The sequence below is a fragment of the Saccharopolyspora halophila genome, assembly GCF_039531955.1.
GTDB lineage: Bacteria > Actinomycetota > Actinomycetes > Mycobacteriales > Pseudonocardiaceae > Saccharopolyspora > Saccharopolyspora halophila.
In genome coordinates, this window is record NZ_BAAARA010000005.1 from 56,789 (window position 1) to 69,303 (window position 12,515).

10 protein-coding genes are annotated in these 12,515 nt (G+C 70.9%); 7 read left to right on the forward strand and 3 right to left on the reverse strand.

Features of this window, described 5'->3' with window-relative positions; all coding sequences use genetic code 11:
• Positions 1-3: 3 nt before the first annotated feature.
• Complete coding sequence (locus ABD289_RS10490) at positions 4-1,224, reverse strand: ABC transporter substrate-binding protein (protein WP_344129385.1); 1,221 nt, start codon at positions 1,222-1,224, stop codon at positions 4-6.
• A 220-nt stretch (positions 1,225-1,444) separates the two neighbouring features.
• On the opposite strand from ABD289_RS10490, the gene ABD289_RS10495 reads away from it, so the two are divergent.
• From ABD289_RS10495 to ABD289_RS10510, 4 genes are all read left to right on the forward strand, one after another.
• On the forward strand, positions 1,445-2,476 hold the full coding sequence (locus ABD289_RS10495; RefSeq protein WP_344129388.1) for a LacI family DNA-binding transcriptional regulator: 1,032 nt from the start codon (positions 1,445-1,447) through the stop codon (positions 2,474-2,476).
• A 33-nt stretch (positions 2,477-2,509) separates the two neighbouring features.
• A complete protein-coding gene (locus ABD289_RS10500) occupies positions 2,510-3,670 on the forward strand; it encodes a Gfo/Idh/MocA family protein (RefSeq protein ID WP_344129391.1) in 1,161 nt (386 codons plus the stop codon).
• Positions 3,671-3,680: 10 nt separating this feature from the next.
• Entirely contained in the window at positions 3,681-4,688 is a 1,008-nt protein-coding gene (locus tag ABD289_RS10505; RefSeq protein ID WP_344129394.1) for a sugar phosphate isomerase/epimerase family protein, read from the forward strand.
• Between the two features lie 647 nt (positions 4,689-5,335).
• Positions 5,336-6,343 (forward strand): glycoside hydrolase family 43 protein, encoded by a 1,008-nt coding sequence (locus tag ABD289_RS10510; RefSeq protein ID WP_344129397.1) that lies wholly within the window; start codon positions 5,336-5,338, stop codon positions 6,341-6,343.
• A 107-nt stretch (positions 6,344-6,450) separates the two neighbouring features.
• On the opposite strand, the gene ABD289_RS10515 is transcribed toward ABD289_RS10510, so the two are convergent.
• On the reverse strand, positions 6,451-7,419 hold the full coding sequence (locus ABD289_RS10515; protein ID WP_344129400.1) for a hypothetical protein: 969 nt from the start codon (positions 7,417-7,419) through the stop codon (positions 6,451-6,453).
• Positions 7,420-7,538: 119 nt separating this feature from the next.
• Positions 7,539-8,420 carry a LysR substrate-binding domain-containing protein gene (locus ABD289_RS10520; RefSeq protein WP_344129403.1) on the reverse strand — a complete coding sequence of 294 codons (882 nt, stop codon included), beginning with the start codon at positions 8,418-8,420 and terminating at the stop codon, positions 7,539-7,541.
• 104 nt (positions 8,421-8,524) lie between these two features.
• On the opposite strand from ABD289_RS10520, the gene kdgD reads away from it, so the two are divergent.
• The 3 genes from kdgD to ABD289_RS10535 are packed head-to-tail and all read left to right on the forward strand — an operon-like array spanning position 8,525 to position 12,366.
• A complete protein-coding gene (kdgD, locus tag ABD289_RS10525) occupies positions 8,525-9,442 on the forward strand; it encodes a 5-dehydro-4-deoxyglucarate dehydratase (RefSeq protein ID WP_344129406.1) in 918 nt (305 codons plus the stop codon).
• The gene (locus ABD289_RS10530) at positions 9,439-11,019 is read left to right on the forward strand and encodes an aldehyde dehydrogenase (NADP(+)) (protein ID WP_344129409.1); all 1,581 of its coding nucleotides are present in this window, start codon (positions 9,439-9,441) and stop codon (positions 11,017-11,019) included. The genes kdgD and ABD289_RS10530 overlap by 4 nt, the downstream gene beginning before the upstream one ends.
• 18 nt (positions 11,020-11,037) lie before the next feature.
• Positions 11,038-12,366, forward strand: coding sequence for an enolase C-terminal domain-like protein (locus ABD289_RS10535; protein WP_344129412.1), 1,329 nt, complete (start codon positions 11,038-11,040; stop codon positions 12,364-12,366).
• The last annotated feature ends 149 nt before the right edge of the window (positions 12,367-12,515 follow it).

The following is a 12,515-nucleotide window of genomic DNA, read 5'->3' on the forward strand; positions in this document are numbered from 1 at the left end:
ACCTCACGATCCCGAATCGACGTGCTGCTGGGCGCGTTCGAGCGCCTCCTCCGGCGTGGCGTTGCCCGAGATCGCCGATTGGATCGCCGTCCAAAGCGCGCGGGCGATGTCCGGCCAGCCGGTACCGATGCGCTCGGTGCGCGAACGGGCCGCCGGAGCGGTGTCGTAGAAGACCCGCAGGTCCGGAACCTCAGGCCGCAGCTCGGCGGCCGCGTCCGGCCGGCTGGGCACGCGGTTGGCGGCATGGGCAACGGCGATCTGGGCCTTCTTGGTGTTCATGCAGCGCGCCAGCTCGGCGGCCTTGCGTTCGCGCCACGGCTCGCTCTTCGGGATGGTCATGACCTCCCCGCCGAGAGCGGTCGCGGGCGGCGCGCCCGGACGCGGCACCGGGATCGGAACGACTCCCCAGTTCAGTCCCGGAGTCTCGCGGACCTCGGCGGCCTGCCAGCTCCCGTTGACCATCATCGCGAGCCGTCCGGCGGTGAACTGGTTCTTCACGTCGCCCTGTTCCCAGTTCATCACCGCCTGCGGGGCCGAACCCGAGCGCACCAGGTCCGTCCACAGCTGCAGCGCGCCGATCGCCTGCGGCGAGTCGAGCTCGCGTTCGTCGCCGCCGTTGGGCCACAGGAAGGCCAGGAACTGGTAGGCGCCCTCGAAGGAGGCGTACGCGCTGAACCCGATCCCCCGGTGCTGGGCGGTGGTGAGCTCGCGGGCGGCCGCGCGCAGTTCGTCCCAGGTCTTCGGTGGTCGCACCCCGGCCTGATCGAGGATGTCCCGGTTGTAGTACAGCGCCAGCGTGTTGACCGTGGGCGCGATGCCGTAGAGCTCGCCGCGGTACCGGCCGGTGGCGGCGATGTTCGGGGCGATCCCCTCGGCGCTGATGCCCAGGTCGTTGAGCGACCGCAGCGCCTGCGTGTCCGCGAACTGCGGCAGGTCCGGGTTGTCGAGCATCAGGACGTCCGGCATCGATCTCGACGAGGCCATGCGCAGCGCTTTGGGCACCAGCTGGTCGCCGCTCACGCTGTAGTGCCGCACCTTCATCCCGATCTGATCACCGCAGTCGTCGAGCTGCGCGGTCATCGCCGACCGCATCGGCTCGTCGCCGTGGTAATCCATGAACGTCAGCTCGGTCGGGTCCGGAGCCGCCGCGCAGCCGGAGGCCAGCAGCCCGCACAACGAGGCGGCCAGCCACGTTCGTCTTCGGATTCGCGCCTGCGGTATCAAACCGTCCTCCTGTTGCCTCGTTGCAATAGGGACTGAGTCAATCGAAGCGTTTCGATAGCCGCCGTCGAACACTTCGACGGATTTCCGGCTGGACGGCTGCGAATTCTGCGGAGCGAATAGCCCCCGCGTCAACACTTTTCGCGACCCGAAGGCTCGAATAGACCAGTACGCTTGCGCCAGCGGCTCAACGACCATAGCCTTCCAAGCCAACTGGTTTTCGATGCGCTTCGACTGGGAGCGGGAGGCACGCATGGTGTCGATCTCCGAGGTCGCCAAGGATGCCGGGGTCTCGGCCAGCACCGTGTCCTACGTGCTGTCCGGCAAGCGGTCGATCTCGGCGGAGACGCAACGTCGCGTGGAGACCAGCATCCGGCGGCTCGGCTACCGCCCGCACGCCGGTGCGCGCGCGCTGGCCAGCAGCCGCACGAACGTGCTGGCACTGGTCATGCCGCTGCGCACCGACATCCACATGCCCGCGATGATGCGGTTCGTGACCTCGGTGGTCACCGCCGCGCGCGAGCACGACTACGACGTTCTGCTGCTGACCAGCGACGAGGGCCCGGCGGGCCTGCGCCGGGTGGCCGACTCGGCGATGGCCGACGCCTTCCTGGTCATGGAGGTCGAGTCCGACGACCCGCGGATACCGGTGCTGCGGGAGCTCTCCCGGCCATCGGTGCTGATCGGCGTTCCCGACGACCCCGGGGGTCTGGCCTGCGTGGATCTGGACTTCGCGGCCGCGGCCAGGCGCTGCGTGGCCGAGCTGGCCGAAGCCGGCCACCAGGACATCGCGCTGATCGGTTCGCCACCGGTGGTCTACGAGCGCGGCACCAGCTTCGCGCAGCGCTTCCTGCGCGGATACGACGACGCGACTCGCGAGCACGGACTGCGCGCCGCGACGCGCGCGTGCGCGCCCGACTACGACGCGGTGGGCGAATGCCTCGAGGACCTGCTCACCGAACGTCCCGAGTTGACCGGGCTGGTCGTGCACAACGAGGCCGCCCTCGGCACGGTGCTGGCCGAGCTGCGCAACCGGGGCAGGAAGGTGCCCGAGGACATCTCCGTGGTCGCCGTCGGCCAGGACGCGGCGGCTCATCGCGAGGTACCGCTCACGACGATCCCGCTGCCGACCGAGGACATGGTGCGCATCGCCGTCGAGCTGTCGATGCGCGCGCTGAACGGATCGAACACGCCCGAAACGCGGTTGCTCAGACCGCAGATCAGCCCGGGCGAGAGCGTCGCGCAGCGGCGCTGACTCGCAATGCGGCGAGTGGAAGGGACACCAGAGATGCAGCCCAGCAAGCCCGCGCTCGGTGTGGGGATGATCGGCTACTCGTTCATGGGCCGGGTGCACTCGCACGCCTGGCGCAGCGCGGGTCGGTTCTTCGACCTGCCGATGGACGTGGAGATGAACGTGCTCGCCGGCCGGGACACGGTCAAGGTGGCCGAAGCCGCGAGGACGCTGGGCTGGCGAGCGTCCGAGGCGGACTGGCGACGCGTGCTCGACGATCCCGGGGTGCAGCTGGTCGACATCTGCACCCCGGGTTCCTCGCACGCCGAGATCGCAATCGCGGCCCTCGAGGCCGGAAAGCACGTGCTGTGCGAGAAACCGCTGGCCAACAGCGTGGACGAGGCCCGCGAGATGGCAGCTGCCGCGCGACGGGCGGTGCAGCGCGGCGTTCTCGCCGCGGTGGGGTTCAACTACCGGCGGCTGCCCGCCACGACTCTCGCTCGCCGCTTGGTGGAGCAGGGCCGCATCGGCGAGGTCCGGCACGTGCGTGCGCAGTACCTCCAGGACTTCGTGGCCGATCCCGATTTCCCGCTGGTCTGGCGGTTGCGGAAGGACCAGGCCGGTTCCGGCGCGCTCGGTGACATCGGTGCGCACATCGTCGACCTCACCCAGTTCATCACGGGCGAGCGCCTGACGAAGGTCTCCGGCACCACCGAGACCTTCGTGCGCAGCCGGCCGCTGCCGGACGGTTCGGGCCACGGCGAGGTGACCGTCGACGACGCCGCGCTGTTCCAGGCCCGGCTCTCCGGTGGCGGGCTGGCGAGTTTCGAGGCCACCCGCTTCGCCACCGGGCGCAAGAACGCGTTGCGCATCGAGATCAACGGCAGCGCGGGAAGCCTGGCCTTCGACCTGGAGCGGCTCAACGAGCTCGAGTTCTACGACGCCACCGAGGACGCCACCACTGCCGGGTTCCGCCGCGTGCTGGTCACCGAACCCGACCATCCTTACCTGGAAGCGTGGTGGCCGCCGGGCCACGGACTCGGCTACGAGCACACGTTCACGCACGAGATCACCGACCTGGTGCGCTGCCTGGCCGCCGAGGAGCAGCCGCGTCCTTCGTTCGACGACGGCCTGCGGGTGCAGCGGGTGCTCGACGCGGTCGAGCGGAGCGCCCACGACGACGGGCGTTGGACCGCCATCGCCGATGACGAGCAGTGAGGAGCGCACGATGCCGAAACCGGTCACCTTGTTCACCGGTCAGTGGGCCGATCTCCCCTTCGAGGAGGTCTGCCGCCTGGCGGCCGAGTGGGGCTACGACGGACTCGAGATCGGCTGCCAGGGCGATCACTTCGAAGTCGATCGCGCCGTCGCCGAGGACGACTACGTCGCGGGCAGACGCGAGATCCTGGACCGGTACGGCCTCCAGGTCTGGACGATCTCCAACCACCTGGTGGGCCAGGCGACCTGCGACCACCCGATCGACGAACGGCACCGCAACATCCTGCCCAAGCGGATCTGGGGAGACGGCGATCCGGAGGGAGTGCGCCACCGCGCGGCGGAGGAGCTGAAGAACACCGCGCGCGCCGCCCGCAAGCTCGGTGTCTCCACGGTGGTCGGCTTCACCGGCTCGTCGATCTGGCACGCGGTCGCGATGTTCCCGCCGGTGCCACCGGAGATGATCGAACGCGGCTACGCCGACTTCGCCGACCGCTGGAACCCCATCCTCGACGTCTTCGACGAGCACGGCGTTCGCTTCGCCCACGAAGTGCACCCCAGCGAGATCGCCTACGACTACTGGACGACCCACCGCGCGCTGGAGGCGATCGGTCATCGCGAGGCGTTCGGGCTGAACTTCGACCCGAGCCACTTCGTCTGGCAGGACTTGGATCCGATGACGTTCCTGTGGGACTTCCGGCACCGCATCTACCACGTGGACTGCAAGGAGTCGGTCACCCACTTCAACGGCCGCAACGGTCGCCTCGGTTCGCACCTGCCCTGGTCCGACCCGCGGCGCGGCTGGGACTTCGTCTCCACCGGCCACGGCGACGTGCCGTGGGAGCCGATCTTCCGCACGCTCAACTCGATCGGCTACGACGGCCCGATCTCGGTCGAGTGGGAGGACGCGGGCATGGACCGCTTGCAGGGCGCGCCGGACGCCTTGCAGTTCGTCCGGCGCCTGGTCGCCATCGAGCCCCCGGCCGAGTCCTTCGACGCGGCCTTCCGGACGGCGGACTGAGGAGCTATTCCGGTTCGCGGTGTGCGTGGCGGCGCGGGCAGCAGCGCACGCGGATATCGCCGCTTACCGAAACAACCCCCGAACGCCGCGCCGTCCCGCTCGGAGCGTTGTTCGCTGGGCGACAGTCGTTGTCGCCCAGCGAACCGGGCGCGCCGGGCGCTACGCGGTTTCGCCGCTCCGGATTCAGCGCGCTGAACGGCGAGTTCGCCGCTGCGCACCGGCGTGGACGACCACCGCATGACGCACGTCCCGGAGAGCGCGTTGTGGTCGGGCTTACGCTCCCGCCCAGTCCGGCCACCCCGCCGAGCGCGGTGGCCGTTCGACCTCGACGCGGCGGGAGGACGGCGACATGACCGGGCGCATTCGAAACCGAGCTCTGGCGGCGAAGGTGATGGATGCCGACGCCGCGGCGGCAGGCACACCCCGCACCTGCTGGGCGAGGCACCGTCCTGGCACCAGCGATTCGTGGCCACCGGAACGATGCGCCCGTGACCACCCGGACGGACTACAGCTTCGAACGCAACGCCGAATCGCCGGGATAGAACCGCTTCCGCTCCTCCGCCACCCACTGTGGACCGCGACGGATCCGCACGCGGGGAGGAGCGGCGCAGGTGGTCGGCGATGATGCGACGAATCGGCCTGGTGCGATGAGCCGGCGCTGGGTGCTGACCGGAATGCTGGTCGCCGGCGCGGCGCTGGCCACCGGCGGACGGGCCGGGGCGGCCGAGCACGCGAACCCGATCGCGTGGCGAAGGGCCGATCCGCACGTCCACAAGCACTCGGACGGCCACTACTACTTCACCGCCACGTTCCCCGAATCGGATCGGATCATCCTGCGCGCGTCCCGCACGCCGCAAGGCTTGCGCACGGCCGCTGAGCACGTGGTCTGGCGCAGCCGCGACAGCGGTGAGCTGAGCTCGCACGTCTTCGCGCCGGAGATCCACCGCATCGGCGGCTCCTGGTACATCTACTTCGCGGCCGGAGACGGCTCGGGACTGGGCAGCATCCGGATGTACGCGCTGGTCAACCCCTCCCCCGACCCGCTGACCGGGACGTGGACGGCGCGAGGGCCGATCGATACCGGGTGGTCGACGTTCTCGCTGGACGCGACCACCTTCACCCACCGCGGCAAGCGCTACCTGGCGTGGGCCCAGCACGACCGCGACATCGACAGCAACACCAACATCTACCTGGCACCGATGTCCGATCCGCTGCACCTCGCGGGACCGGCGGCGATGCTCTCGCGACCGACCTTCGACTGGGAACGGCGCGGGCACGCGGTCAACGAGGCCCCGGCGATGCTCTCGCGCGGCGACCGCCTGTTCCTGACCTACTCGGCCAGCGCCACCGACAGCAACTACTGCCTCGGGATGCTCAGCGCCGATGCCGACGCGGACCTGATGGATCCGGCGTCGTGGACGAAATCGCCCGACCCGGTGTTCGCGAGCAGCGACGTCACGGGCCAGTACGGACCGGGGCACAACTGCTTCACCGTGGACGAGGACGGCCAGACCGACCTCCTCGTCTACCACGCCCGGCCGTACGAGCAGATCGAAGGCGAACCGCTGCTGGATCCCAACCGGCACACCCGGATCCAGCAGCTGCACTGGAACCCGGACGGGACACCGCACTTCGGCATCCCGGTGCCGGACTGAAGCGCGCGGGAAGGTGCGAGCGCACGACCGGAGCAGCCCGCGAAGCAGCGGACACCGAACGAGCAGCTGCGCATCCCGTCGCCGCCTGCCCGCCGACCGGTTCTGGATCACGACCGGACCTCGGCCGAACCGGACCGGCCGTCGTGGAACGGGATTCGGCCCACATCGGTCACCGCCAGGGCGCAGATGGTCATCGTCCCGGCCGCGGCCAGGATCAGCGCACCGGCCACCGGCAGCACGCGCGCGAGCATCGGTGCCGCGCCGAGCGGATCGATGCCCACCAGGGTCGCGACGACCACGCTCACCGCGAAGGCGCCATAGCCCGCGCAGGCCAAGCGCACCAGGTTCAGCCGGGTGCGTTCGGAGCGGTCGGTGAAGCGCAACGACCAGGCGATCGCCGGGAGCACGAGCACGCCGTGCATGGTCGCCGCGTGGCCGGGCTTGAGCGTCGCGGTGAACGCGAAGGCTCCGCTGACCTCGCCCTGGGCCCGGGTGAGCACCTGCCCACCGGCCAGCATCAGCACACCGATCACCATGGCCGCCAGCAGCGACAGGAAACCGACCCGCAGCGCCAGGCGCATCCCCCGCTCGAGCTCGTCGTTGCGCCGCAGCGCACGCGCGGTCGCGAAGACGACCACCGCCACGATCACCACCGCGCCGGAGGCGGCGGCCACGGCCGAGAGCACGTCGAGCCCGGTGACCCGGTCCGGCGGGAGGAAGTGCGACGGCACCCGCCGCCAGGCCTGCATGGTGATGCCCGCGACCTCGACCACGCAGGCGGTGCCGAACGCCGCGAGCAGCCGCGAGCGGACGCGCGGGCGCATCGGCAGGAACGACAGAACCCAGGTCAGCGTGGCCAGCGTGAGCCCGAACGACAGGCCGAAGGTCATCGGTTTGCGCCAGGACAGCGGGCCGGTCCACTGCCCACCGGTCGCCAGCAGCACTCCGAGGTGGAAGACCCCGACCACCGCCAGCACGACCGCGACCCGATAGCAGGCGCGCTCGGCCCGCGAGCCGTCCCGGTACGCCGCGGCCAGGTCGGCACCGATCAGCGCCACCGCGGAAGCCCCGCGCATCTTGATCACCACCTGCGGGTCGCCGGATCTCGCCCTGGAGGGTTCCAGCGGTGGCGCTCGCCGACATCGGCCCGCGCGCGACGACCGGACTACGCACCACGACGTAGCCGGACTCCCGGCTACCCGTCTTCGCGCATCAGGTCCAGGAAGGTGTGCAGCGCCGGGTTGTTGTTGGTCTCGCGCCACGCCAGGTGGAGCTCGACGGGATTCGGGACGGGCAGGTGGACCGGGCGCAGCACGACGCCCTCCACGCGCAGCCGGGCCGCGGTGGCCGGGACCAGGGCGATGCCCAGTCCGGCTTCCACCAGGGCGAGGACGGTGTGCACCTGGTCGGCGTACTGGACGTAGGCCGGGCGCACACCGGCTTCGTGGAAGGTCACCGCCAGCAGGTCGTAGAAGTAGCGGGCTTCGAACGGCGAGTAGCCCACCACCTCGGCCTGGTGGAACGCCGAGAGCTCCAGCTCGCTCTCGGCGGCCAGCGGGTGCTCGGCTGGCAACGCCGCCAGCAGCGGCTCCGAGCGCAGCGCCCGCGAGTCGAGACCGGGCGGGACGGGCGGGCGCACCAGCCCGAGATCCAGCGAATCGGCCGAGATCCGCTCCAGCTGGTCGCGGGTGACCAGTTCGTGCAGCACGACCTCCACGTGCGGCAGGTGCTCGCGCGCGGTGCTCAGCAGGCCGCCCAGCAGCCCGTAGGCCGAGGTCGCGGTGAAACCGAGCCGCAGCACACCGGATCGGCCGCCGGTCACCCGGCGCACCGACTGCGCGGCCTCCTCCGCGTCGTGCAGCAGCCTGCGCGCGTCGTGCAGGAACGCGCGCCCGGCCGGGGTGAGGCGGATCGTGCGGCTGCCGCGGTCGATCAGGTCCACCCCGAGTTCGCGCTCCAGCTGCTGGATCTGCCTGCTCAACGGGGGCTGGGTCAGGTTCAGCCGCTGCGCGGCTCGGCCGAAGTGGCCTTCCTCTGCGACCGCGACGAATCCGGTCAGCTGGTTGATCGTGAACATCGATGCCGTTCGGGTATCAGTGGATGCGGTATCGGAGTTGGACGTGCATTGAATCTCGACTCTACCGTCACCTCCAACCGCTGAACGGATCTGGAGGAGAATCGATGCCCCGCTTCACGCCACCCGATGTCGCCGAACGACTCGCAGGCGGCTTGCTCTCGTTCCCGGTGACGCACTTCCGCGACGACCTCGGCTTCGACGAGTCCGCCTACCGGAACAACCTCGGCTGGCTCGGAGGTTTCGGCGCGGCTGGACTGTTCGCCGCGGGAGGCACCGGCGAGTTCTTCTCACTGACCCTGGGCGAGGTCGAGCAGGTGGTGACCGCCGCGGTGCAGGAGGCACCCGCCGGGGTGCCGGTGATCGCGCCCGCCGGGTACGGCACCGCGACCGCGACCGAGATGGCCCGCTCGGCCGAGCGCGCCGACGCGGACGCGCTGCTGCTGCTTCCGCCGTACCTGACCGCCGCCACGCAGGAGGGCCTGTACGCCCACGTGCGCGCGGTCTGCGAGGCCACCGAGCTGGGCGTGATCATCTACAGCCGGGCCAACGCGATCTACGACGACACCACCGTGGCGCGGCTGGCCGAGGACTGCCCGAACCTCATCGGGTTCAAGGACGGCGTGGGCGACATCGAGAAGATGACCCGCGTCTACTCGCGCGTCGGCGACCGGCTGACCTACGTCGGCGGGCTGCCCACCGCGGAGACCTTCGCGCTGCCGTACCTGGAAATGGGTGTGACCACCTACTCCTCGGCGATGTACAACTTCGTGCCCGAGTTCGCGCTGCGCTTCTACGACGCGGTTCGGCAGCGCGACCGGGCCACCGTCTACCGCTACCTCGACGAGTTCGTGCTGCCCTACTGCGACATCCGCAACCGCGGCGCGGGGTACGCGGTGAGCATCGTCAAAGCGGGCATGCGTTCGATCGGGCGCCCGGCCGGACCGGTGCGAACCCCGCTGACCGACCTGACCGCCGCCGAGCAGCAGATGCTCACCGAGCTGATCGAGAAGGTGCCCCGGTGACCGAACCGAGCGGAACGATGATCATCGCGGGTTCCCCCGTCACCGGATCGGGCGCGACGATCCGCGCGATCGACCCGAGCACGGGTGCGGCGCTCGAGCCCGCGTTCGCGCACGGCGACGCCTCCGACGTCCAACGCGCCTGCGCCGCGGCCGCCGCGGCCTTCGGCGACTACCGGCGGACTCCGCTGCAACATCGCGCGGAGTTCCTGGAACGCATCGCGGACAACATCGAGGCCCTCGGCGACGGACTCGTCGAGCGGGCGCATGCCGAGACCGGACTGCCGATCGCCCGGTTGACCGGGGAACGCGGCCGCACGACCGGACAGCTGCGGATGTTCGCGAAGCTGCTGCGCGACGGCGACCTCGAGGTGCCGCGCATCGACCCCGCGCTGCCCGAGCGCACACCGCCGCGCGCCGACATCCGCCAGCGGTGGGTGCCGCTGGGCCCGGTGGCGGTGTTCGGCGCGAGCAACTTCCCGCTGGCGTTCTCGGTGGCAGGCGGAGACACCGCCTCGGCGCTGGCCGCGGGTTGCCCGGTCGTGGTCAAGGGCCACGACGCGCACCCGGGAACCTCCGAGCTGGTCGCGCGGGCGATCACCGACGCGGTCGCCGAATCCGGGCTGCCCGCCGGGACGTTCTCGCTGTTGTTCGGCGACGGCCCGGATCTGGGCACCCGGCTGGTGACCGATCCGCGCATCGAGGCGGTCGGGTTCACCGGGTCCAGGTCCGGCGGGCTGGCGCTGGTGGCCGCCGCGCAGGCCCGGCCGAAACCGATCCCGGTCTACGCCGAGATGAGCAGCACCAACCCGGTGTTCCTGCTGCCCGGCGCCTTGGCCGAGCGGGCCGAGGAGATCGCCTCCGGATTCGTCGCGTCGATGACCTCCGGGGCGGGACAGTTCTGCACCAATCCCGGTGTCGTGGTGGCCGTGGAGGGCCCGGAGCTGGATCGCTTCCTCGCCTCCGCCACCGCCGCGGTGACCGGCGCAGCGGCGACCACCATGCTCACGCCCGGTATCGCCCGCGCGTACGCCGACGGCGTCGGCGCCCTGTCCGAGCACTCGGCGGTGCGAGTGCTGGCACGGGGGCCGGAGTCCGAGCTCCCGGTGGCCTGCCGACCGGCGCTGCTGGCCACCGACGCGGACAGCTACGTCGGCTCGGAAACCCTCCGGCAAGAGGTGTTCGGGGCTTGCTCGATCGTGGTCCGCTGCCGGGACGTGTCCCAGCTGCACGCGGTGGCCGAAGCCCTGGACGGGCAGCTGACCACCACTGTGCACGCCGCCGGGAGCGACCGCGCCGCGGCAGGCGAGCTGCTGGAAGTCCTGGAGCTCAAGGCCGGTCGGGTGCTGTTCGACGGTTGGCCCACCGGAGTGGAGGTCGGGCACGCGATGGTCCACGGCGGACCATATCCATCCACATCTGACTCGAGAACGACGTCGGTGGGCACGCGCGCCGCGGAGCGATTCCTCCGCCCGGTCGCCTACCAGGACGTGCCCACCGCACTGCTGCCGAGCCCGGTGCGCGAGGGCAACCCGGAAGGGCTGCTGCGGCGCGCCGACGGCGAACCAGGTAGGAACTGAAGCCCGGAGGCGACAACCATGACATCCGCTCCCGTGATCTCCGGCATGCGCGTGATCCCGGTCGCCGGGCACGACGGCATGCTGCTCAACCTCAGCGGCGCGCACGCGCCCTTCTTCACCAGGAACCTGGTGGTGCTCACCGATTCCGACGGCCGAACCGGGGTCGGCGAAGTGCCCGGCGGCGAGCCGATCCGGGGCACCCTCGAAGAGGCCGCCGATCTCGTCGTCGGCGAACCGGTCGCGCGCGTCCGGTCGGTGCTGCGCGAGGTGCACGCGCGCTTCGCCGACCGCGACTCCGGAGGCCGCGGCGCGCAGACCTTCGATCTGCGGATCACCGTGCACGCGGTGACCGCCATCGAATCGGCCATGCTGGACCTCCTGGGCAAGCACCTGGGCGTTCCGGTCGCCGAGCTGCTCGGCGACGGGCAGCAGCGCGAGCACGTCCCGGTGCTGGGCTACCTGTTCTTCATCGGCGACCGGAACAAGACCGATCTGCCCTACCGCAGCGAGCCCGGCGGGGATGACTGGCAGCGGTTGCGGCACGAGGAGGCGCTCACCCCGGAGGCGGTGGTGCGGCTGGCCGAGGCCGCCCGCGAGCGCTACGGGTTCCGCGATTTCAAGCTCAAGGGCGGCGTGCTTCCCGCGCACGCCGAAGCCGAGGCGGTCACCGCGCTGGCACGCCGATTTCCCGACGCTCGCATCACCCTCGATCCCAACGGCGCCTGGCGGCTGCCCGAGGCCGTCGAGATCGGACGCGGACTGCGCGACGTGCTGGCCTACGCCGAAGACCCCTGCGGCGCCGAGGAAGGTTATTCGGGGCGCGAGACGATGGCCGAATTCCGCCGCGCGACAGGTCTTCCCACCGCCACCAACATGATCGCGACCGACTGGCGCCAGCTCGGGCACGCGGTGCGCGCGGGCGCGGTGGACATCCCGCTCGCCGACCCGCACTTCTGGACGATGAGCGGGTCGGTCCGGGTGGCCCAGTTCTGCCACGACTGGGGTTTGACCTGGGGATCGCACTCCAACAACCACTTCGACGTCTCGCTGGCCATGTTCACCCACGTCGCGGCAGCGGCACCCGGTGAGATCACCGCCATCGACACGCACTGGATCTGGCAGGACGGCCAGCGGCTCACCCGCGATCCGCTGCGCATCGACGGCGGACTGCTCCCGGTTCCGGACCAGCCCGGGCTCGGCGTGGAGCTCGACGAGCAGCGCGTCGCGGAGGCCCACCAGCTCTACCTGGAACGCGGGCTCGGGGCCCGGGACGACGCGGCCGCCATGCGCTACCTCGTCCCCGGCTGGACCTTCGATCCCAAACGTCCAGCGCTCGACCGGGAGTGACGCCCGAGGCGATGGTCTCGACTCGCGGTGTGCCTGGCGGTGCGGGCAGCGAGCGCGCCCGCACGCGGCGCCGCGGCCGTCCTCGCCGGACGACGTCCGCGACCCCGCCGCGGCGCCCGCCGAGTCCCACACCGCCCGCGGCTACCACC